The organism is Nannocystis pusilla, from assembly GCF_026626665.1.
Classification (GTDB): domain Bacteria; phylum Myxococcota_A; class Polyangia; order Nannocystales; family Nannocystaceae; genus Nannocystis; species Nannocystis pusilla.
In genome coordinates, this window is sequence record NZ_JAPNKE010000002.1 from 4,891,915 (window position 1) to 4,911,937 (window position 20,023).

A 20,023-nucleotide genomic window follows, 5' to 3' on the forward strand; every position below is an offset into this window, starting at 1 on the left:
GGCGCGCGGTCAGTCGCCGCGGCCCGGGTACGGTCGCGCTTGCTTGACGTAGAGCGCCGGCGGCTGCGACGGGTCGGCGACGTCGTCGAACTTGAACTCGACGTCCATCGCGTACCAGCCGTGATTGCCGGCGCCGGGCCCGTAGGCCGGCGAGAAGCGGCGGTGGATGGCGTCGAGCGCGACCCCGAGCTGATAGGCCTGCTTCACCGAGAGGACCGTCTCGCCGGCGTCGATCAGGCTCGAGTGGGTGATGTACGACCGCGGCTGGTTCGGCTGCGAGAAGAAGTAGAGGAACTGATCGCTGGTGACGCCCGCGGGCGGCGCGACGACCTCGACGTCGCCGCCGGCTTGCACGTTGACGTAGAACGCGGGGTCGAGGCCGGAGGGGTCGAAGGGGTTGGCGGTGACCGCGACGCCGTTGGCCTCCTCGTCGGCGAAGTTCGGGTGGACGAGCAACGCCATGCCGACCGAGCGGTGATCGATGCCGTAGTAGCTGCGCTCCTCGAAGGTGCGAAACAGCCAGATGGTGGCGTAGGTCTCGCGGATCGCGTCGAGGACGTCGCTCCAGTCGGCCGGGTCGCCCGTGTGCGATTCGTAGCAGCCGGCGCACGGGAAGCCGTCGAGGTCCTCGCTGTTGGTGCTGGTGCGGAAGCGCATCTTCTGGCCGGGGTAATCGGCCGCCAGCTTGGCCTTGAGGGTCGCTTGAAAAGCACCGTCGAGCGGGGCGACCACCATGTCGGCGCGCAGGGCCGCGAGCTCCGCATCGCGCAGCGCGGCGTCGGTGGCGAACGCGGGGTCGGCCAGCAAGGCGTCGATGCGGTCGTAGAACCCGTTGTCGCGCATGAATTGGTCGTAGTAAAAGACGGGGACCGCGAACGCCTTGGCGACCGGGACGCCCTCGGTGCGGGCGAGGATCGAGTACTGCGCCGCCTTGCCGCCGAACGCGAGGACGGCGGTCTTGATCGCCTCGCGCAGCGACTCGCCGGCGGCCGGCTCGGGGGTCACGTCCTCGATGTCGACCAGCTCGGTGACGTCGAGGTCGAGCGGCGGCAGCGTGACCGGCTCGGGCCGGTGCGCCTCCCAGTACGCCGCGGCCTCCTCCTCGGTGACCTCGCGGACGCGCCACGCCGCGGCGTCCACCGTCAGCTCGATCAGCTTGCCCTCGAGCGCCCGCAGCTCGGCGTTGCCGGTCGCCCCGCGCAGGCCCATGTTCGGGGTCTTGCGATTGAGCGAGAGCACGTTGACGTGCGAAAGCGGGGTCTGGAACTCCTCGGTGACGAGGCCCTGGACCACGCTGATGTCGTTGGGGGCCTCGTCGAGCACCAGGATGTCCTGGTACGAGACGTACTCGTCGGCCAGCTGCTCGGCGGTCAGAAACCGCAGCCGGCCCATGCCCGCGCCGAGCGAGAGCGGCTGGTAGTCGATCTCGGCGTAGATCTGGTCGGTCGTGATCACCGGGACGTCGGCGGGCAGGCGCTCCGCCTCGACCGCGATCGACTCCGAGGTCGGGTGAAAATAGAGCGACCCGCCGAAGTACGAGTCCGCGGCGACGCCGCGCCACAGCGCCGCGATCATCTCGGCCGAGGCCGAATCGTAGGGCGAGAGCTCCAATGCCCACACCTGCGGCTCCTCGTACCAGGTCACCGCGCCGAGGCTGAAGCGCCGCTCGGGGCTGTAATACTCGGTGGCGTTGAACTCGGCCAATTGCGGGACCACCGGCAGCGGGTCGCCCGACAGGTGGGTGGAGACGAACTCGTAGTGGATCGGGTAGAGGGCGCTGTTCTGGAAGTACAGCGCGTCGGCGTCGCCGTGGTCCTGCACGACCTTGACCGAGCGCGCGCCCGGCAGGTTGGCGTCGAGCGGCACCGAGGCGAGGGCCTGAAAGTCGGCCATGCAGCCGATCTGGCGCGCGAACTCGGGGGCCGCGTCGCCCGATTGCAGGCACCGCTCGGGCAGGCTGACGGCGTCCGACTGCCCGCCGCAGCCGGACAGCGCCGCGCCGGCGAGGAGCCGCGCCGCGAGGATCGGGAGAGAGCGTCGTGACATGGCCGTCCTCCGCGCGTCGCCGCTCGAATCAGGGGACCCGAGAGAAGCAGTAGATGCCGCCGTAACCACCGCCGGCGCCGACGGTGTTGGCGCCCGGCGGCGACGGCCCCATCTCGATCAGGCTGACGCCCGGGGCGCAGCCGGAGGCGGTGTGCGACTGAATCCAGTGCGTGCCGTCCATGTCGCCGGGGCCCGGGCCGGGTCCGCCGCCGCCACCGCCGCCGCGCGGCCAGGAGTGGCCGAGCATGGGCTTGCCGTCGACGTCGCTCTCGCCCACCGCGGAGGTCCAGTCGAGGCAGGTCGACGAGGCGCTCTCGAGGCGACCGTCGGCGCCGCTGCCGGTGAGGGTGTCGTGATTGTCGACAGGGTCCTGCAGCGGATCGGGCTGGTGATTGGGCACACCGTCCTCGTTGGGCAGGTCGTCCTGGATCGCCGAGTCGGCGCCGACGGGCCGCTCGGCCAGCAGGTCGTCCTTGCCGGCGGCGACCAGGCGCCCGAGCCGGTCGTACCAGGGGCCGTCGCCGACGCGATCGATGGCGTCGACCTGCTCGCCGTTCTCGTCGGCGCTGGCGCTGAGGAACGCCCGCCACGGCTTGCTGCCGGCGCCGGGCATGCTCTTCTCGGCGATCGCGGCGCAGATCTTGTCGGCCCCGCGGAGTCCGGCGCCGGGCCCCTCCTCGCCGAACCGGAGGTCGCCGCCGAAGCCCTGCTGGCTGCCCGAGAGCTCCTGCATGGCCTTGAGGCTGGTGACGAAGAAGCTGAACGGCTCGCCGGGGACCGCGCCGGTGGTGGTGGAATCGTCGGTGCTCGCGGCGGTCGAGCCGTCGCCGCTCTCGGAGGCGCCGCTCGTCGGGGCGTCGCTGGTGGAGCCGGCGCTCGTCGGGGCGTCATTCGTGGTGACGACATTCGTGCCCGTGCCGTCGCTGGTGCCGGAGGTGGCGCCGCCGGTGCTGGCCGCCTCCGTCTCGCTGCTCGCCGTGTCGCCGCCGTCGCTCGGACAGCCGAGCGCGCAAAGGAGGATCCGGGAGGAGCGCGAGGCTCCGTGGATTGCGAATCGTCATCATATTTAAAAACTTCCTTTCGTGCCCGCAGGCGGATGGATGGGAGCGTCGTCACGCGCACGTCAGATCGGCTTGGCAGGTCTGGCCGTCGCTGCACTGGCTGTCGTCGTTGCAGGACACGAGGCCGTCGATGGTGATCGACCGCTCGACGCTGGCGGCGACCACCAGCTCGACGCGGCCCTCCGCGATCGCGGTGGCGCCGACGTGCTCGCGGGTGACGACGATCGAGGGGAAGCCGGCGACGCCGAGCGCGAGCAGGTCGGTGACGAGGTCGGCGGCGATCTCGAGCTCGCCGTCGTCGGCGGTGGCGCATACGATCGTGCCCTTGGTGCCGCCGTGGTGGCTGATGTCGAGCTTGACGCGGATCGTCGACAGCTCGGGCTGAGCGGCCGCCTCCCACGCGAGCGCGAGGGCGACGTCGGGGGCAAGATCGATGTCGGCGGTGACGAGCGCGAGCGGGGCGATCCCGCGGGCCTCGACCATGAAGCCGCCCAGCGCCTCGCCCTCGGCGGTGACCGCGATCGGATCGCCCTCGCCGAACGGCGGGTAGACCAGCTTGACGCTGCCGCCGGGCTGATACGTGCTTGCGATCGGGTCCATGGTGAAGGACGCGGCCCCGGCCTCGGTGCGCAGGCCCTCGACGGTGACCGTGCCGACGCTGCCCGCGGTCGGGTAGCTCTGACAGGTCTCGTCCTCGACGCACACCGCGGAGCCGCCGCAGGGCGTGCTGCACAGCGGGACGCGCGGGGTCAGCAATCGACAATCGCCGGCGCTCGCGTCCTCCTCCCACACGATCGCCGCGGGGGTCGGGCCGTCGTACACCTTGCCCAGCACCGTCGTCTTGCCGTCCTCCGCCGCGAGCGAGATCTGGAAGCTGCCGACGAGGACCTCCGCGTCGCCGCCGGTGTCGCCGCTCGTCGTGGTGTCGCCGCCGTCGCTGGTGTCCTCGCCGGACGGTCGTGACGGCGAACCGCAGGCGACGACGGCGATTGTCGACAGGACGACCGCGAGCGAGGCGCGCCGTCCGGACCGGGGTATGCATGCGACGAGCTTCATGGCGTGGTGCGAGGGGTGAGCCGCAGGACCGGCGCAGCGAGCAATGGGTGGCGCGAGCGATCGATCGATAACAACCGCGTCTCGGCGGCCGCGACGCCGCCGGCCGCGAACACTCGCGCGACGGATCGCGGCCAGACAGCGCGGGAGAGCAGCATCGCGGCGCCTCGGAGACGGATGAGCGCAGGCTACGCCGCGCGATTGCCCGGGGTATGTCCGATTGTGTCCGATTGTGTCGGCCGGCGCGGGTGGGGGCTTTCGGCTATCTTGAGCGCATGACCGAGGCGAGCGGCGGCGCAGGCGTCCGCGCCCTGATGATCGAGGACGACGAGCGGCTGGCCCAATTGACGACCCGCTACCTGGCCGCGCACGGGATCGAGACGCGCTACGAGGTCACCGGCTCGCGCGGGCTCGACGAGGCGATGCGCGGCCGCTACGACGTGATCCTCATCGACGTCATGCTGCCGGAGCGCGACGGCATCGACGTGTGCCGCTCGTTGCGACAGATGAGCGACGTCCCGGTGATCATGCTGACCGCCTGCGGGACCGAGGCCGACCGCGTGCTCGGGCTCGAGTCGGGCGCCGACGACTACGTGACCAAGCCGTTCTCGACGCGCGAGCTGCTGGCCCGCGTGCGCGCGGTGGTCCGGCGCTCGCGCGGCCAGCTCGGGCCGAGCAACCGCGCGCTGCGGGTCGGCGGCCTGGTGCTCGACCCGGGCAACCTGTACGTCGAGAACAAGGGCGTCTCGGTGTCGCTGACGAGCTTCGAGTTCACGCTGCTGTACGCGCTGGCCGAGCGGGCCGGCCGGGTGCTGACGCGCGAGCAGCTGCTCGACCTGGTCCACGGCTCCGCCGAGGAGGCGTTCGACCGCTCGATCGACACCCACGTGTCTCGCCTGCGCCGCAAGCTCGGCGACGACCCGCGCCAGCCGCAGCTGCTGCTGACGGTGCGCGGCGTCGGCTACATGCTGGCCAAGGGGACGCGCACGTGAGCCCGCTGCGACCGTGGCGCCTGGCGGCGCAGATCTGGGCGCTCGCGCTGCTGACCCAGGCGGTGGTGGTGCTGTCGCTGGCGGCGATGTTCTGGATGTCGCGCCACCCGGCGCCGCCCAACTTCATGCGCCTGCACGAGCACATCATCCGCGAGGTGGCGACCCACGCGGACGAGCCGGGCGGGCTGCAGGCGGCGATCGATCGCGCGAGCGCGGCGACGTCCGATCAGTTCGCGCTGTTCTCCCGCGACGGCGCGCTGCTGGCCGCGACCCGCGGGAGCACGCCGCCGCAGCTGCCGTTCGAGCGGCTGGCGACGCTGTCGCGGACCGAGCGCATCGACGGGCCGGCGCGGGTCATCGTGCCGCTGCGCGCGGAGGATGGTCTGGTCGGCTTCGGCGTCGCGCGCCTGCAACTGCCGCCGCCGCCGCGCATGGGGGTGGCGACGGTCGCGGTGGTGCTGGCGGTGCTGGCGGGGCTGTCGGTGCTGCTGGCGCGGCGGTTGTTGGAGCCGCTGCGGCGCCTCGTCGGCACCGCGCAGGCGTTCGGGGCCGGCGACATCCAGGTGCGCGCCGGCCTGCCGCCGCGCGGGCCGCTCGGGCTGCTCGGACGCGTGTTCGACGAGATGGCCGACCGCGTGGCCGAGCTGCTCCGGTCGCAGCGCGAGCTGCTGGCCAACGTGTCGCACGAGCTGCGCACGCCGCTGGCCCGGCTGCGGGTCGCGCTCGAGCTCGCGGCCGAGAGCGACCCGGAGACGGCGCGGACCGAACTGCACCTGGCGGAGGACGACCTGGCGCAGCTCGAGCGCATGGTCGAGGACGTGCTCCGCACCGCCAGCCTCGACCTGGCGTCGCTGCGCCCGGGCGGCTCCCACACGGCCCTGCAGCGGCAGCGGCTCGACGTCGCGGCGCTGGTGCGGCGGGCGGGGCGGCGCTTCGCGGGCGCCTGGTCGAACAGCCAGGTGACGATCGCCGCGCCCGAGGAGCCGCTGTACGTCGACGGCGACGCCGAGCTGCTGCGCCGCGCGCTCGACAACCTGCTCGACAACGCCCGCAAGTACTCGGAGCCGGGCTCGCCGATCACGCTTCGCGCGGCGGCCGAGGGCGACGAGGTGGTGCTCGAGGTGGCCGACGCCGGCATCGGCATCGACGCGGCCGACCAGGTGCAGGTGTTCACGCCGTTCTTCCGCACCGACCGCAGCCGCACGCGCATGACCGGCGGGGTCGGCCTCGGCCTGACTCTGGTCCAGCGGATCGCCCTCGCCCACGAGGGCAGCGTGGCGCTGGAGAGCGAGCCGGGCCGCGGGACGCGAGTGACGCTGCGGATCCCCCGAGCGCGCGGCGGGCTCGTGCCGTCGCAAGCGCTGCATTGCGAGCAGGCGACGGCGCAGGAGTGAGGCGACGAATGACGAATGCGTGGATCGCTGCGACGGTTTGGGCGATGATAATCGCGGGGTGCGGTGATTCGCCGGCCGCGCAGGAGTGCCGCGAATGCGCGGCGCCGGTGGTGCTCGGGACGCTGGGCGATCCGCAGATCCGCGAGACCTCGGGGATCGCGGCCAGCGCGGCGCACCCGGGTGTGTGGTACGTGCACAACGACTCGGGCGACGCCGCCCGGCTGTTCGCGGTGGGCGAGGACGGCTCGCTGCGCGCGACCCTGACGCTCGACGTGCCGCACGTCGACTGGGAAGACATCGCCCGCGGACCCTGCCCCGCCGGCCAATGCCTGTACATCGGCGACATCGGCGACAATCAGCTCGCGCGCGACGCCCTCGTGGTCTATCGCGTGTCCGAGCCGGTGCAGCTGGTCGACAGCGTGCTGCCGGCGGAGCGCCTTTATTTTAAATATCCCGACGGAGCGCACGACGCCGAGACGCTGCTGATCGATCCGGCGAGCGGCGAAGTCATTGTCATCACCAAGGTCGACAGCGGACCCTCGTCGATCTACGCGCTGCCGCTGCAACCCGGGGAGCGCGCCACCGCGGAGCTCGTCGGCAGCGTCGAGCCGCCCACGGGCAGCGCGCGGATCACCGGCGGCGACGTCCACCCCGACGGGACCGCGGTGCTCCTGCGCACGCGCAGCGGCGTTTTTTATTATACGAAGCAGCCGGAGCAGTCGGTCGCGTCGGCGCTGGCCGGGGAAGGCTGCGCAGGCCCGAAGCTCGACGAGGCGCAGGGCGAGGCGATCGCGTGGACGCCCGACGGCGAGGCGTGGGTCAGCGTCGGCGAGGGCGCAGGCGCGGCGATCCACCGCGTCGATTGCGACGAGTGATTCGCAGGTCTCGCTCCTGGCCAATGGAGCATGGGGCGATTCGCTACGATCTCACGAGCGCTGCCGGGTGGCGGACGCGGCCCGCGCCACGCCCGGGGGCAGTCGGAGCGCGCTCACAGTATCTGATGTTTACAACTCTAGCCAGGCTCCAAACGCACCAAAACTTCCGACGCGGCGACGGCCGGTCACGCGGTCGACGGCGATGCTGGACGCGCCGCCACCGCGCGCAGGCGCACCGCCGCTGCAGCGCAGGCTCGACGGACCCCGTCAGCCGCCCTGCGGCTGCCCCATGGGGCCCCATGGGGCAGCCGGCGGGACGACAGCCGGTGCTGGCGGTCCACGTCGCGATTCTCCACGACAATTCGCGGGCACATCCATTGCTCGATGCGCCGTCGACCGCGCGAGCGAGCTGCGCGCGCGACCTCGACAACTTAGAGAATGGACGAACGAATGCAGACGAAGACGAAGATCTCGCGGACCGTGCCTCTCATGGTCCTCGCCCTGGCGCTGCCTGCGTGTACGCGCGAAGCCTCGCCCGCGCACAGCCTCGTGGAGTTCGGTGACGACTTGCCGGAGTCCGAAGCGGTGGTGGGCTCGGTGATCGAGACGCTCGAAGGGGACGACGGCGCGACGCTCACCTTCATCGATCTCGGAGACGGCGACGTCGGCGTGATGGAGCGCCGGCCCGCCGGTCGCCCGTCCGTGCTGGCGAAGGCCAGGGCCGAAGACGCGACCCCGCTCGAGGTCTACGTGGCTGCCCGCGGCCACGACCCGGCCGCGCTGACGCGCCTTCAGCTCCATCACGAGCAGGTCGCCGAGTCGTCGCCGCGGCCGCTCAAGATCGGCCCGACCGAGTCGCTGGCCCCGCCGAACCTCGACGAGGAGGGCTATCATGACCTCGACGGCTATTGCCACAGCCTGGCCTGGGGCTCGCAATGGTCGGGTGACGTGGGCCCGCTCAGCACTTACGACGCCACCGATTTCTACACTCAGGAGGACCTGGCGGCGCCGCTGTACTTCGCCCCCGGATCGACCAACAACACGCAGACGTGGATCGGCGCCTGCGTGGACCATCAGGGCGGCGGCGCCTACGACGACAAGACCCTGACGATCCAGAAGCTCGTCAGCGGGACGTGGTCGAACGTCGCCGGCGAGTCGTGGTACCTCGACGCCAGCACGTACAACAATACGTATACTTTCTACGCCTTCAGCCTCGCGGGCGCGCGCTACCGCGGCCGGCTCACGGTGGAGTGGGGCGGTTGCGAGACCACCGGCTGCTCGTACGTCGAGCCCTCGTTCGGCTGGGGCCTCGCGTGGACCCCGGTCCCGCCGATCGGTGGCGGCTGATCAAGCTCAAGCTGGGCTGGAGCCGCGACTGACGGCCGGGGAGCGGCATCTGTCAGCCTCGCCTTTGCTGTACTTCAGAAGCGGAGCCTCGTCTCGCTACATCCGCGCGAATTCCTGGTGCGGAACTTTCGGGCTTGACGATCCAAACTCCGGTGATTGTAGTGGCGCACGAACGACGCGCCCCGCGGAGCATCGTGACGTGACGGACTCGCTGTCAGACGCGCCGGAGCACGCTGAACAACGCTTTCGGCAGCGGGTCGAGCGTGCCCTGGTACACCGTCTCGGTCGCCGACAGCAGTTCGAAGCGCGGCGCGAAGGTCGTGCGGATGTCGTCGGGCGAGAATCGGTGCGGACCTACGTCGTCGGGCTGCAGCTTGCTGAAGGTCTTGAGCAGCAGCAGTCCCCCGGGCGCGAGTCGGCGGGCCACCGAATCGACGTAGTCCCCGCGCCTCGCCGGGTCGATCACGTGGAAGCAGCCGCGGTCGAACACTACGTCGAAGCTCCCGGTCAGCTGCGACGCGAGCACGTCGTCCTGGACGAAGGTCACCGGGACTCCGCGTGCTTGCGCGAGCTCGGTCGCCTTCGCCACCGCGGTCGCCGACAGGTCGCTGCCGGTCGCCTCGAAGCCGCGGGCGGCGAGGGCGATCGCCTGTGTGCCCGGGCCGGTGCCGAGGTCGAGCAGCCGCCCGCGCGCGAGCCTGTGGTCGCGCAGCGCCGCCTCGAGGTCGGGGTCGAGGTCCGCGTAGTACCAGGGCAGGCTCTCGCCGGGCCGCTGGCGGTACAGGGTCTCCCAGTCGGGGAAGCGTTCGGACTGTGGCGTCGTCATGCCTCCAGGATATCGTGGCCCGGGGTCGCGCTCCGCCGCGCTGCCAATCCGTTGACCAATTGCCAACAGGACAACTCGCGGGTCGCGGCCGGCGCGGCGCTCCGCCGATACGATGGCGCGGCGACGCCGATCATCACCCGACGCCCCGTCGCTCGATCCTCCGGAGGTCCGTTCGAGGTGAGTAGCGGGCAGAAGTAACAGTCTGCCGCGCCGACGCCCCGTCGCTCGATCCTCCGGAGGTCCTTCGAGGTGAGGAGCGGGCAGAAGTGAAAGTCTGCTGCGCCGGCCCCGCCCCTCATCGCCTCGAGTCGGGTGGCTCGCTCGCTCGCGCCGGGCCCGCCCAGCCGGACGCCGAGCCAGCCGCGGGCGAGATAGCCGCCGCCCCCGGCGCCCGGGCGAACTTGCGGGGTCACCGTATTCATCCACGCTCGCCGCGCGGAGCGGCTGGCGAAGCCGAGCAGCCGGTCGCTTCGAGCGGCGAGCGAGCCGACCGCCGCGGCGAGCACTGCGGCCCCTTCTCCGACGATTGCAGCGCGCCATGAATTCGATCGATCCGTCCGACGCATCGCCCCGGGGCTCCCTTCCGAGACGGGCGCTGCGTATCCTCGGTGTCCTGACAGTGCTCGCATTCGCGGCGACACAGCTGGGCCTGGCACATTCACCGCAGCCCGCCCCCGGCCCCGGCCCCGTCACAGCACCGGCGCGATTGACCCTGTTCCAGGACGTGCGGATCTTCGACGGCCGGCGCGCCTCGCTGTCTGCACCCTCCCACGTGCTGGTGCGCGGCAACCTCATCGAACGCATCTCCACCGCGCCGATCGCCGCCGAGCCCGGCACCACCGTCATTCCCGCGGCGGGCCGCGTGCTGATGCCGGGCCTCACCGACATGCACTGGCACGCGATGCTGGTCCGTCCCACGCCGGCGGCGGCTCTGACCAATGACGTCGGTTACACCAACCTCCAGGCCGCGGCCGAGGCCACTGCCACGCTCATGCGCGGGTTTACCACCGTGCGCGACATGGGCGGCCCCAGCTTCGCGCTGAAGCGTGCCATCGACGACGGCTTGCTGCCCGGACCGCGCATCTATCCGTCCGGGGCGATGATCACCGTCACCAGCGGCCACGGCGACTTCCGTCCGCTCTCCGACCTGCCGCGGACCCTGGGCGGCCCCGTGTCGCGGGTCGAGCAGATCGGCGGCAGCGCCATCGCCGACAGCCCCGACGAGGTGCGCCTGCGGGCGCGCGAGCAGTTCATGCAGGGCGCGACGCAGATCAAGCTCACGGCCGGCGGCGGCGTGGCCTCGCCGTTCAGCCCGCTCGACGTGTCCACGTTCACGCAGGAGGAGCTCACGCCGCGGTCGAGGCGGCGCAGAACTGGGGGACCTATGTCTCTACGCACGCCTATACGTCGGCCAGTATTCAGCGCTCGATCGCCGCCGGGGTGAAATGCATCGAGCACGGGCACCTGATGGATGACGCCACCGCGCGGCTGATGGCGCAGAAGGGCATCTGGTTGAGCACCCAGCCGTTCCTCGACCTGAGCGGCGCCGCGGCGCTCGGGCCGGCGGAGCAGGCGAAGATGCGGCAGGTCGTGAACGGGACCGACAGGGTCTACACGCTGGCGAAGAAGTACGGCATCAAGACCGCGTTCGGCACCGACATCCTGTTCTCCGCGGCGCTGGCCGAGCGGCAGGGCGCCATGCTGGCCGATCTCGCTCGCTGGTACACCCCTGCCGAGGCGCTGATCATGGCGACCTCGACCAATGCCGAGCTGCTCGCGCTGTCCGGGCTGCGCAACCCCTATCCCGGCAAGCTGGGCGTGATCGAAGAAGGCGCGCTGGCCGATCTGCTGGTGGTCGACGGCGATCCGCTGCGAGACATCCGGCTGGTGGCCGACCCCGGCCGGAACTTCCTGATCGTCATGAAGGACGGCGTGATCTACAAGAACACGGTGCCGGGCTCCGGGCGATAGGACCGCGGACGCCTGCGCGTCTCGGCGGCGCCTGCGACTTCGGCCAGCAGGACATCACGGTCGTCGTCGCCGACGCGCCGATCAGCATCGTCAGCGCCGGCGTCTCCACCTGCGCCCCGACAGCGCCGCAGTGAGGTCGTCCTCGCCGCCGCTCTCGGCCTCGCGCGGCGGGCAGGGAGTGATTCGCTCAGGGCGCAGCGTTGGCGGCGCCGAAGCTCGGGATGCAGTCGGCGGTCCACGCTCCGCCGGGGCCGTCGGGCAGCGCGCAGTACGAGATTTCGGCCTGCTCGGGGCCGTAGGTGACGTGGTCGGCGGGCGTGAGGTCGGCGCGCACGAGGGTCACGCCGTCGCCGTCGCTGGCGAGGCCGAACGGGTGCTGGCCGGCGAGGTCGCCCTTGGCGACGACGAGGTAGCCGCCGGGCGCGAGCTCGGTGCCGGCGGCGAACACCAGCTTCTCGGCGTCGCCCGTCGGGTCGTAGCCGGGGGCGAACCGGTCGGTGAGGATCCATCCTGTCAGGTCGACCGCGTCGGCGCCGGCGTTGTGAAGCTCGATGCGATCGTCGACCGCCTCGAGCTCGTTGATGACGACCTCGGCGCCCGCATCGCAGGCGGTGGCGTCGAGGCGGCAGGAGACCGCGGTGCAGGTCAAGGCGCCGCCGGCGAAGCCGAGGTCGGCGCAGGCGAGGCCGTCGAGGTCGACGCCGTCGCAGGCCTCGTCGCCCTCGATGGTGCCGTCGCCGCAGGTCGAGGGCGCGACGACGTTGGCGGCGCCGAGCGTCTGCACGCAGTTGCCCCACGCGCCGTCGGCGTCGGGCACCCGACAATACGAGACCAGGGCGCGCGCGCCGTCGACCTCGACCTGATCGACGAGGGTCTGGTTGGCGTCGACCAGGGAGAGGGTCTCGGCGCCGGTCGACGAGATGCCGAACGGGAAGTCGCCGGCGCCGGTCAAGTCGTCGAAGGCGACGAGCACGAGGTAACCTCCGGGCGCGAGCGTGGTGCCGGCCGGGAACTCGTAGGTCTTGTCGGCGGCCAGGCCGGGGTCGTCGGACAGCTTCCAGCCCGAGAGGTCGACCGCCTCGGCGCCGGGGTTGACGATCTCGATGGCGTCGCCCATCCCCGCGTAGGGCCCCTCCGCGGGGCTCTTCGACGTCAGCTCGTTCAGCCGCAGCGCGCCGGCGGCCGGGGGCGCGCCGCTCGTGTCGCTGCCGGTCGGATCGGTCTCGCTGCTGCCGCCGCCGTCGCCCCCGCATGCGGCGTGCGCCAGCGCGACGAGCGTGAGGGTGGTGCGCGTGCGAGACAGGAGGCGGTGAATCATGGCAGGGCTCCGGTGTGGTGAATGGGCGAGTGTGATGATTCGCGGTGAATGGCGTCAGAGGCCGAGCGGCGCGCCGACTGCGGCCTCGAGGAGCAGCGCCGCGCTGCGCCGCTCGAACAGCGCCGCCAGGTGTTGCCGGCGCGCGGCGACCCGGCGACCTTCGATCTCGTTGGCGGTCAGCGGATCGACCGCGCCGGCGTCCAGGGCCGCCGCGGCCTCGCGCGCCGCGTCCTCCACGCGCGGCAGCAGGACTTGCTCGATCTCCATGACCCGCGCGTCCGCGGCCTGCAGGCGCACGATCGCCTCGTCGAGCTCGCCCGAGAGATGAGCCGCCGCCGCCCGCTCCTCGGCCTCGCGCTGGCGCACGCGGGCGCGCGCGGCCCGGACCTCGCCGCGGTTCCAGCTCAGGAGCGGCAGGTCGAGCGCCAGGCCGAAGCCGAACGAGGCCGGCGTCGCGGTCGGGCCGACGTAGTAGTTGACCTGCACCCAATTGAACCACGGCCACGCGGCGCTGCGGGCCAGGTGCACGCCGGCCCTGGCCTCAGCGACGCGGGCCTGGCTGGCGCGCAGCTCGGGGCGCGCATCGACGGCGCGGGCGACCAGGTCCTCGCGGCTCGGGACCCGCGCGATTGCCTGCAGCTCGGCCGCGTCGGCGTGGAAGCGGCGCGGTCCGCCGGGGCCGAGGGCGCGGGCCAGCTCGGCCTCGGCGCGGGCCAGCTCGCTGCGCAGGCGGCCGAGCTTCTCGAGCGCCTCGGCGTGGGTGAGGTCGGCGACCGCGAGGTCGACGCGGGTGGCCACGGCCCGCTCGACGCGCGCGCCGATCTGGGCCCGCCGCTCGTCGAACAGCGCGGCCGCGCGGGTCAGCTCGTCGATGTCGGCGCGCAGCCAGGCGATCTGGGCGAAGCGCTGGTAGACCAGCACGCGCAGCAGGCGACGGGCGGCCGCCGCGTCGCTCTCGGCCGCGTCGGCCGCGAGCCGGGCCGCGGCGACTCGCGTGCGCACCGTGCCCGGGCGCGGGATCGGGACGCGCACGCCGAGGTTCATCTGCGGAGCCCCGGCGAGCGCGTCGGCGACGCGGAAGTTGGTCAGGCGGAACGAGGGGTTGTCGAGCTGCCGCGCGACGTCGACCTCGGCCGCGGCCACCGCCGCCTCGGCCTCGGCGACCGCGAGGTCCGGGTTGTTCGCCACGGCCAGCGCGAAGGCCTCGTCGGCGGTCAGCGCCCCGTCGGCGCGCGCCGGCGTCGACCTGGGCGAGCATCCGCGATCACCAGCATCCCGGTCTTCGCCGCTGCGCGTCGGCTCGGCGGGAGCCTCGAGCGCGCGCAGGACCGCCAGCGAGCGCTCCGGGGCGTAGGCCGGCGCGTGGAAGCAGGCGCCGAGCAGGGCGGCGCCGGCCAGGCTCAGGGCGCGGGCCACGGCAGCTCCGTCCACTGCGGCGCGGCGGCGCCGGTGTCGAACACGAGGACGATCGCCCGCCCGTCGGGCCGCAGGGCCAGGCCCTCGGGCTTGAGGCCGGGGAAGCGCCGCAGCAGGCGCGCGTGCGCGAGGTCGCCTGGCCCCGCGGCGTGCCACAGGCCGCCGTCCTGGCGCTGCGGGTCGGCGCCCGAGGCGGTCGCGGCGATCAGCAGCGAGCCGTCGGGCAGCTCGAGCAGCTCGCTGATCCCCCCGGGCACGGGGCCGCCGTCGGTCTCGACTCGCAGCGGCACCGCGCCGAGCCGACGCAGGCCGGCGGCCGAAGGAGTGGCGCCTGCCAGCAGGGCGTCGGGGCGCGGCAGGTGCCAGATCGGGGCGCGCTGCTCGGCGTCGAGCGGCTGCTTGAGCCCGAGGAGCAGGCCGCCTCCGGCGGTCGCGGTCATGCCCTCGAGGTCGAGCTCCGCGGTGTCCTCGAGGCCGAGCGCGACCAACACGGCCGGGTCGCGCTCGAGCTGCTCCGCCAGCGAGACCGACGCTTCGAGCCTCGCGCCGTCGGCGGTCACGGCGACGCGGGCGAACACCTGGCGCGCGGCCGGGCGCTTGCCCTTGCGGCTGCGGCTCTGCGAGGCGAGCACGTACAGGCCGCCCTCGGCCGCCGGCGCGATGGCCTCGAGATCGCTGAAGCCGTCGATCCCCGAGACCACCAGCGGCTCGACGTCGACCCGGCCGTGGCGGTCCATGGTGAACAGCCACGGCGCGTGCTCGTCGCGGTCGGCCAGGCCGGTGTCGTCGCTGGCGATCACGAAGCGGTCGCGGCGGGCCGACCACGTCAGCGCCGACGGCTCGAAGCGCGTGCGAGCGGCCAGCGCGGACGGGACGACCAGCGGGCTCGGGGCTGCGAGCGACGGGTTCGTCGCAATCGCCGAGGCGTCTTGCGAGGCGGCGCCGGCACTCGCCTCGAGAGTGATTTCGTGAGGCGGCCGCAGGTCGATCGAGGTCGACGACGCGACGCCGGAGCTCGCCTCGCCGATGACTTCGCGGGGCGAGTCGATCGGTGCTGCCGACCCTGACAGCGGCCCGGCGTCCTCGCCGAGGAAGCGCACCGACACCGCCTGTCCCGGCAGCAGCGAGAGCGGCTCGTCGAGGCGCACCACCAGCTCGCGGCCCCACTCGGGCAGCTTCGGGTCGCGCCAGCACCGCGGCGGCAGCTCGGCGATGCGTGGCGCCACGCGGACGATCCGACCCCCGCCTCGGCCCCGGCGGACCCGCGCGGCCGCACGCGTACGGCCTCGCCCGGGCGCCCGCGGCCCGCCTGGGCCTCGCGCTGGCACACCTGGACCTCGGCCGCCGCCGCGTCGCCGACCAGCGTGACGATCGGCAGGCCGGTGTCGGCGACCTCGCCCGCTTGCAGGTGCACCGCCGCGACGTCGCCGTCGACCACCGCGCGCAGGCTCATGGCCTCACGGCGGACCGCCAGCAGCTGTTCTTGCCGCTCGACCACCGCCAGCTCGGCCTGGACCGGCCGCAGCGCCGCCTCCGTGGCATCGGCCGGCAGCGCCGCCCGCCTCGCCCGCGCGGCCGCGGCCTGGCTGACGAGCTGCGGGATCAGGGCGTCGGCGGTCTGCAGCTGCTTCTCCAGCGCCACGTGCTCGACCCGGAGCGCGTCGAGCTCGCGGCGGTCCGCCATGCGCTGCTCGACCAGGCCGCCGAGGGTCGCCACCTGCTCGGACAGCGCGGCGTACTCGGCGGCGGCGGCCTTGCGCTCGGCGCGAGCTGTCCTCAGGGCCACGTCGGCGGCGGCCACCGACTCGTCGAACTCCCGCGTGGTGTCGCCGACGCGCACCCTCGACTCGGCGCGGACCGCCCCGAGCTCGGCCTCGAGGCGGGCCCGCTCGGCGGCCACGATCGCCAGCTCGGCGTCGATCGCCTGCGCGTCGAGCGACACCAGCACCTCGCCCGCGCGCACCCGCTGCCCCGGCGTCACCGCGACCGCGGCCACGCGCGCCGGCTCCGGCGTCGCCAGCTCGTACTCGGCGGCGAGCACGAAGCCGACGGCCGCCTCGTCGTGGACGTCGCCCCACAGCCAGGCGACGCCCGCCATCGTCGCGCACCACAGGCCCCAGGGGGCGATCCGCGTCCGCACGACCCGCAGCGACATCACAGCTCCACCGTCGGCTCCTGCAGCAGGAGCGAGACGTCCTGGGCCCCGGGCAGCGCCTCGATCGCCTGCACCAGCGCGACGCGGCGCCGCGGATCGGCGAAGCGCACGTGGTACGCGTGCTCGAGCGCCGCGCCCTGGGCCACCTCGCGCAGGGTCACCAGCGCGACGAAGCGGGTGTAACGGCGCAGCAGGGCCATGACCGCGGCCTCGTCGGCGTCGGCCGGCAGCTGGAAGCGCAAGAGGCCGTCGAGGCGGTGCGTGCTGCCGAACTCGATCCACGTCAGCGATCCGACCGCGAAGCAGAACAGCGCCGCGCCGCACAGCGCCGCCGCGTGGGCGCCGAGGCCCGCGGCGATGCCGGCGCCGAGGCCCGCGAACACGAACATCATGTCGCGAGGATCGCGGAGCGCGGTGCGGAAGCGGACGATCGCCAGGCCGCCGGCGATCCCCAGCCCCGCGGCGATGCTGCCGCCGATCGCCAGCATCAACGTGCAGGCGATGATGCTGCCGAGCACGATCGAGTGGACCAGGCCCTGCGAGTACGACATGCCGCGGAAGGTCCACACGTAGACCGCGGCGATCGCCTGCGTCAGGCCGAACGCGAGCAGCAGCGACAGCGCCGCCGACCGCAGCGCGATCGGCTCGCCGAGCCCCGCGGTGAAGCCCTCGATCCCGCTCACTGCCACCCCCCGGCCGCGATAGGGCGGCGCAGCGAGGGCGCCTCGTAGAAGGCGCGGATCGAGGTGCCGTACTTGGAGAACGAGCGCCGGCAGAGGCCGAGGCGCTCGACGATCCGCACCAGCCACAGCGGCACCTGGGTCGTGAACTTGAGCTCGACGACGATCTGCGAGTCGAGCGTGCGCATGGTGACCGCGTCGTCGAGCGCCCGCCAGCCGCGCTCCGGCAGGGCGAAGGTCGGCAGCGCGGTCGGCTGGGCGCGGATCGCCGTGTCGAAGGTGACGCGCGCGTAGTCGTCGATGCGGCTGAAGTAGGGCTCGCGCTCGTAGCGGACCACGGTGAACGGCCGCAGGTGCATGCCGCGGGCGATAGCGAGGAAGCGCTCGACGGCCCGGCGATCCTTGCCGCCGACCCGCGGATCGATCTCCGCGTCGGGCTCTGCCACCAGTCGCTGCCAGGCGTCGCGCGGGACCTTGCCGCGGGTCTTCAAAATGACGTCGTTGACGCGGCGCTTGACCTCGAAGAACACCGGGGCCGTCGGCGCCTCGGCGTAGCCGCGCACGCGCACCTTGACGCGGTCGAGCTGCTCGTGCTCGTTGGCCCAGAACAGCCGCAGCGCCTCCGTGTCGAGGTAGACGCTCTCGATCGTGTAGCGCCCGCGCGGGTTTTTGGCCGCCCACGGGTCGAGCTCGCAGAACGGCTGGATCGCCGCCCGCAGCCGCGCCGCGGTCAGCGCGTCGACGAGGTACTTGAACTCGCGCCGCTCGATGACGTTGGCGTCACGCGCAGACATCGTGATCCTCCGCGCCGTGAACGGCGACATCGCGGTGATGCTCGAGCAGGATCGACATCTCGGCCCTTCTTCGCTTCCGGCAGGTCTAGCGGAGCGTGTGACCGGGGGGTGTCGCGCTCGTGACAGGATTGTGTCGAAGTGTGTCGAGCAGGCCGGCGCGCCGCCCAGGGGGGCGCCGGTCAGGCGTCGGACGACGGATCGAGCGGTCGACCGGGACCGGTGCGCTCGAGCTCGCGGGAGATCCGTGGCTCCTCGATCGCCACCGGCCCCTCGTTCGCGCGTCGCTCCGGATCTTTGGCCTCGCGCACCACCCGGAACAGCGCCGTGCCGAACGCGACCTCCGGGGCCGCGCGCACGAACTCGATGCGCTCGCGCAGGCCCGCGCGGTCCATCTCGACCGCGCGGTGGTGACAGAACGGGTTGTTGCCGGGTCGGCCCATGACCGGCTCGGAGACGGCGGTGCAGCCGGCCAGGCAGACCTCGGCGTAGTAGCAATCGTGGCAGTAGCCCCACAGGTCGGCGCGCGTGCGCTGGCGCAGGCCGGACAGCTGCGCGGTGTTGTGCCACAGGTGCTCCAGCGAATAGTCGCGGATGTTGCCGCCGATGTTCACCTCGCCGCCGAGGCTGGGGCACGGCTTGATCGCGCCGTTGCTCTCGATGCCGATGCTCGACGAGCCCGCCTGGCAGCCGCTGTAGTGGCCGGTCTTCTTCATCACCGGCGCGCGCAGCCGCTTCTCCAGCGGGCCGAAGTAGCCGAGGCTGTTCGCCGGCCAGATCGACATCCCGAGCGCGGCCGCGCGGGTGATCAGCGGGTCCAGGACGTCGTAGAGCTCGAGCAGCATGTAGGGCTGCAGCAGCAGCTCGCGGTGGTCGGCCGCGTTGCCGTGCGGCACGGTGATCTGCAGCTGCCATGACCGCACGCCCTCGGCGCCGAGCAGCTCGAGCAGCTCGAACAGCTCGTGGCGGGTATACGCATTGATCTGGGTGTTGGCATTGACCTGGCAGCCCGCGTCGCGCAGCAGGCGGAGGGCCGCGAAGGCGCGCCGCCAGCTGTCGGGCGTGTTGCGCACGCGGTTGTGGCTGTGCTCGAGGCCGTCGATCGAGATCCCGGCGAGCAGCAGCCCGGCCTCCACCGCCGCCTCGGCGCGCGCGCGTGAGGTTGTAACCGCCGGTGACCATGCTGGCGAGCATCCCCTGCGTCCGGATCTCCCGCAGCACCAGCAGGAAGTCGTTGCGCAGGTAGGCCTCGCCGCCGATCAGCGACACCTCGCCGACACCCATGCGCGCGAGGTCGCGGACCAGCTGCAGCGCCTCCTCGGTGCTCAGCTCGTCGCCGCGCGGGTGCCCGGCCCGGGGCCCGCAGTGGAGGCACGCCTGATCGCAGGCGAGCGTGAACTCCCACACCGCGAGCCGCGGCCTGGGCGTCTCGCCGGGCGCCAGCGGCAGGATCGCGCGGGTCTTCGGGGTGGGCAGCGCGTCGACGATCGGCAGGCGACGGCGGACGTCTTGGAGTCCCATGGCGACCGGGCGGCGTCAGCCGGTGCTGCTCGAATCACCGGTGGTGCCGGTGTCCGTCGTGGTGTCGGTGCCGGTGCCCGTCTCGGTGTCCGTGCCCGTCTCGGTGTCCGTGCCCGTCTCGGTGTCCGTGCCCGTCTCGGTGTCCGTGCCCGTCTCGGTGTCCGTGCCCGTCTCGGTCGCGGTCCCGGTGGTCGTGGTGTCCGTGTCGCGATCGCCGGAGACGGTGTAGAAGGAGCCGCCGCTGTCGCTCTCGTCGTGGCCGGTGGTCTTGGTGACGTCGCCCGAGACGGTGGAGTCGGAGCTGCTGTCGGTGGCCGTGCTGGTCGGGCTCGTCGTGGTCGTGGTCTCGGCCGTCGTCGACGGATCGGTGCTCGAGGACGAGGTGCTCGAGGTATCGCCCTCGGTCGTCGTCTTCGAGTCGCTGCAAGCCGAGAGCGCGATACCGAGGGTGATGCCGAGGGTTGCGAGCAGGTTGCCGCGGACGGTGCCGCACGGCGCCTGGCAGAAGGGACAGGTCGTGGTCCCGTCGAATACGTGGCGATCACAAGTAGGACAAGAACGCATGCAGGCACGGTCT

At 72.6% G+C, this 20,023-nt stretch carries 17 protein-coding genes and 3 pseudogenes; 7 read left to right on the top strand and 13 right to left on the bottom strand.

Translation table 11 applies throughout. The features are described 5' to 3' along the window. Positions 1–9 precede the first annotated feature (9 nt). The gene (locus OV079_RS21585; protein ID WP_267770750.1) at positions 10–2,046 is read right to left on the bottom strand and encodes a PEP/pyruvate-binding domain-containing protein; all 2,037 of its coding nucleotides are present in this window, start codon (positions 2,044–2,046) and stop codon (positions 10–12) included. A gap of 28 nt (positions 2,047–2,074) precedes the next feature. Beyond that, the gene (locus OV079_RS21590) at positions 2,075–2,779 is read right to left on the bottom strand and encodes a hypothetical protein (RefSeq protein ID WP_267770751.1); all 705 of its coding nucleotides are present in this window, start codon (positions 2,777–2,779) and stop codon (positions 2,075–2,077) included. Between OV079_RS21590 and OV079_RS21595 the strand changes: the two genes are divergently transcribed. Then, positions 2,778–3,116, top strand: a complete 339-nt coding sequence (locus tag OV079_RS21595) for a hypothetical protein (protein ID WP_267770752.1) — start codon at positions 2,778–2,780, stop codon at positions 3,114–3,116. The genes OV079_RS21590 and OV079_RS21595 overlap by 2 nt on opposite strands. Before the next feature lie 42 nt (positions 3,117–3,158). Here the strand turns inward: OV079_RS21595 and OV079_RS21600 are convergent, their stop codons facing one another. Further along, positions 3,159–4,163 (bottom strand): hypothetical protein, encoded by a 1,005-nt coding sequence (locus OV079_RS21600; RefSeq protein ID WP_267770753.1) that lies wholly within the window; start codon positions 4,161–4,163, stop codon positions 3,159–3,161. 272 nt (positions 4,164–4,435) lie between these two features. Between OV079_RS21600 and OV079_RS21605 the strand changes: the two genes are divergently transcribed. The 4 genes from OV079_RS21605 to OV079_RS21620 all read left to right on the top strand — a co-directional run bounded on the left by OV079_RS21605 (position 4,436) and on the right by OV079_RS21620 (position 8,768). Continuing rightward, complete coding sequence (locus OV079_RS21605) at positions 4,436–5,152, top strand: response regulator transcription factor (RefSeq protein WP_267770754.1); 717 nt, start codon at positions 4,436–4,438, stop codon at positions 5,150–5,152. Beyond that, positions 5,149–6,546, top strand: a complete 1,398-nt coding sequence (locus OV079_RS21610; RefSeq protein WP_267770755.1) for a sensor histidine kinase — start codon at positions 5,149–5,151, stop codon at positions 6,544–6,546. The genes OV079_RS21605 and OV079_RS21610 overlap by 4 nt, the downstream gene beginning before the upstream one ends. Positions 6,547–6,590: 44 nt before the next feature. Next, the gene (locus tag OV079_RS21615; protein ID WP_267770756.1) at positions 6,591–7,421 is read left to right on the top strand and encodes a hypothetical protein; all 831 of its coding nucleotides are present in this window, start codon (positions 6,591–6,593) and stop codon (positions 7,419–7,421) included. A gap of 450 nt (positions 7,422–7,871) precedes the next feature. Continuing rightward, positions 7,872–8,768, top strand: coding sequence for a hypothetical protein (locus OV079_RS21620; RefSeq protein WP_267770757.1), 897 nt, complete (start codon positions 7,872–7,874; stop codon positions 8,766–8,768). A gap of 214 nt (positions 8,769–8,982) precedes the next feature. On the opposite strand, the gene OV079_RS21625 is transcribed toward OV079_RS21620, so the two are convergent. Continuing rightward, positions 8,983–9,594 carry an SAM-dependent methyltransferase gene (locus tag OV079_RS21625; protein WP_267770758.1) on the bottom strand — a complete coding sequence of 204 codons (612 nt, stop codon included), beginning with the start codon at positions 9,592–9,594 and terminating at the stop codon, positions 8,983–8,985. A gap of 901 nt (positions 9,595–10,495) precedes the next feature. Here OV079_RS21625 and OV079_RS56125 point away from each other — a divergent pair. Continuing rightward, positions 10,496–10,777 (top strand): annotated as a pseudogene (locus OV079_RS56125) (amidohydrolase family protein); the annotation flags it as partial. Between the two features lie 122 nt (positions 10,778–10,899). Continuing rightward, a pseudogene (locus OV079_RS56130) lies at positions 10,900–11,565 on the top strand (amidohydrolase family protein); the annotation flags it as partial. Positions 11,566–11,752: 187 nt separating this feature from the next. Here OV079_RS56130 and OV079_RS21635 read toward each other — a convergent pair. From OV079_RS21635 to OV079_RS21670, 9 genes and pseudogenes are all read right to left on the bottom strand, one after another. Beyond that, on the bottom strand, positions 11,753–12,883 hold the full coding sequence (locus tag OV079_RS21635; RefSeq protein ID WP_267770759.1) for a lamin tail domain-containing protein: 1,131 nt from the start codon (positions 12,881–12,883) through the stop codon (positions 11,753–11,755). A 54-nt stretch (positions 12,884–12,937) separates the two neighbouring features. Further along, a complete protein-coding gene (locus OV079_RS21640) occupies positions 12,938–14,299 on the bottom strand; it encodes a TolC family protein (RefSeq protein ID WP_267770760.1) in 1,362 nt (453 codons plus the stop codon). Beyond that, positions 14,284–15,099 (bottom strand): hypothetical protein, encoded by an 816-nt coding sequence (locus OV079_RS21645; protein WP_267770761.1) that lies wholly within the window; start codon positions 15,097–15,099, stop codon positions 14,284–14,286. The genes OV079_RS21640 and OV079_RS21645 overlap by 16 nt, the downstream gene beginning before the upstream one ends. A gap of 26 nt (positions 15,100–15,125) precedes the next feature. Further along, a complete protein-coding gene (locus OV079_RS21650; protein ID WP_267770762.1) occupies positions 15,126–16,454 on the bottom strand; it encodes an HlyD family secretion protein in 1,329 nt (442 codons plus the stop codon). Further along, the gene (locus OV079_RS21655; protein WP_267770763.1) at positions 16,454–17,143 is read right to left on the bottom strand and encodes a DUF4956 domain-containing protein; all 690 of its coding nucleotides are present in this window, start codon (positions 17,141–17,143) and stop codon (positions 16,454–16,456) included. The genes OV079_RS21650 and OV079_RS21655 overlap by 1 nt, the downstream gene beginning before the upstream one ends. Beyond that, positions 17,134–17,928: a polyphosphate polymerase domain-containing protein gene (locus OV079_RS21660; RefSeq protein WP_267770764.1), complete on the bottom strand. Its 795-nt coding sequence runs from the start codon at positions 17,926–17,928 to the stop codon at positions 17,134–17,136. Before OV079_RS21660 ends, OV079_RS21655 begins: the two co-directional genes overlap by 10 nt. A 179-nt stretch (positions 17,929–18,107) precedes the next feature. Then, positions 18,108–19,061 (bottom strand): SPASM domain-containing protein, encoded by a 954-nt coding sequence (locus OV079_RS56135; protein WP_267770765.1) that lies wholly within the window; start codon positions 19,059–19,061, stop codon positions 18,108–18,110. A 31-nt stretch (positions 19,062–19,092) separates the two neighbouring features. Next, positions 19,093–19,446 (bottom strand): annotated as a pseudogene (locus OV079_RS58305) (radical SAM protein); the annotation flags it as partial. A 15-nt stretch (positions 19,447–19,461) separates the two neighbouring features. Continuing rightward, positions 19,462–20,010 (bottom strand): hypothetical protein, encoded by a 549-nt coding sequence (locus OV079_RS21670; protein ID WP_267770766.1) that lies wholly within the window; start codon positions 20,008–20,010, stop codon positions 19,462–19,464. Between the last annotated feature and the right edge of the window lie 13 nt (positions 20,011–20,023).

What these genes read in the sequence shown, in the direction of transcription:
- OV079_RS21585 (WP_267770750.1), bottom strand. Translation starts at nt 2,046, where the DNA reads ATGTCACGACGCTCTCTCCCGATCCTCGCGGCGCGGCTCCTCGCCGGC.
- OV079_RS21595 (WP_267770752.1), top strand. Translation starts at nt 2,778, where the DNA reads ATGGCCTTGAGGCTGGTGACGAAGAAGCTGAACGGCTCGCCGGGGACC.
- OV079_RS21590 (WP_267770751.1), bottom strand. Translation starts at nt 2,779, where the DNA reads ATGCAGGAGCTCTCGGGCAGCCAGCAGGGCTTCGGCGGCGACCTCCGG.
- OV079_RS21600 (WP_267770753.1), bottom strand. Translation starts at nt 4,163, where the DNA reads ATGAAGCTCGTCGCATGCATACCCCGGTCCGGACGGCGCGCCTCGCTC.
- OV079_RS21605 (WP_267770754.1), top strand. Translation starts at nt 4,436, where the DNA reads ATGACCGAGGCGAGCGGCGGCGCAGGCGTCCGCGCCCTGATGATCGAG.
- OV079_RS21615 (WP_267770756.1), top strand. Translation starts at nt 6,591, where the DNA reads ATGATAATCGCGGGGTGCGGTGATTCGCCGGCCGCGCAGGAGTGCCGC.
- OV079_RS21620 (WP_267770757.1), top strand. Translation starts at nt 7,872, where the DNA reads ATGCAGACGAAGACGAAGATCTCGCGGACCGTGCCTCTCATGGTCCTC.
- OV079_RS21625 (WP_267770758.1), bottom strand. Translation starts at nt 9,594, where the DNA reads ATGACGACGCCACAGTCCGAACGCTTCCCCGACTGGGAGACCCTGTAC.
- OV079_RS21635 (WP_267770759.1), bottom strand. Translation starts at nt 12,883, where the DNA reads ATGATTCACCGCCTCCTGTCTCGCACGCGCACCACCCTCACGCTCGTC.
- OV079_RS21650 (WP_267770762.1), bottom strand. Translation starts at nt 16,454, where the DNA reads ATGTCGCTGCGGGTCGTGCGGACGCGGATCGCCCCCTGGGGCCTGTGG.
- OV079_RS21660 (WP_267770764.1), bottom strand. Translation starts at nt 17,928, where the DNA reads ATGTCTGCGCGTGACGCCAACGTCATCGAGCGGCGCGAGTTCAAGTAC.
- OV079_RS21670 (WP_267770766.1), bottom strand. Translation starts at nt 20,010, where the DNA reads ATGCGTTCTTGTCCTACTTGTGATCGCCACGTATTCGACGGGACCACG.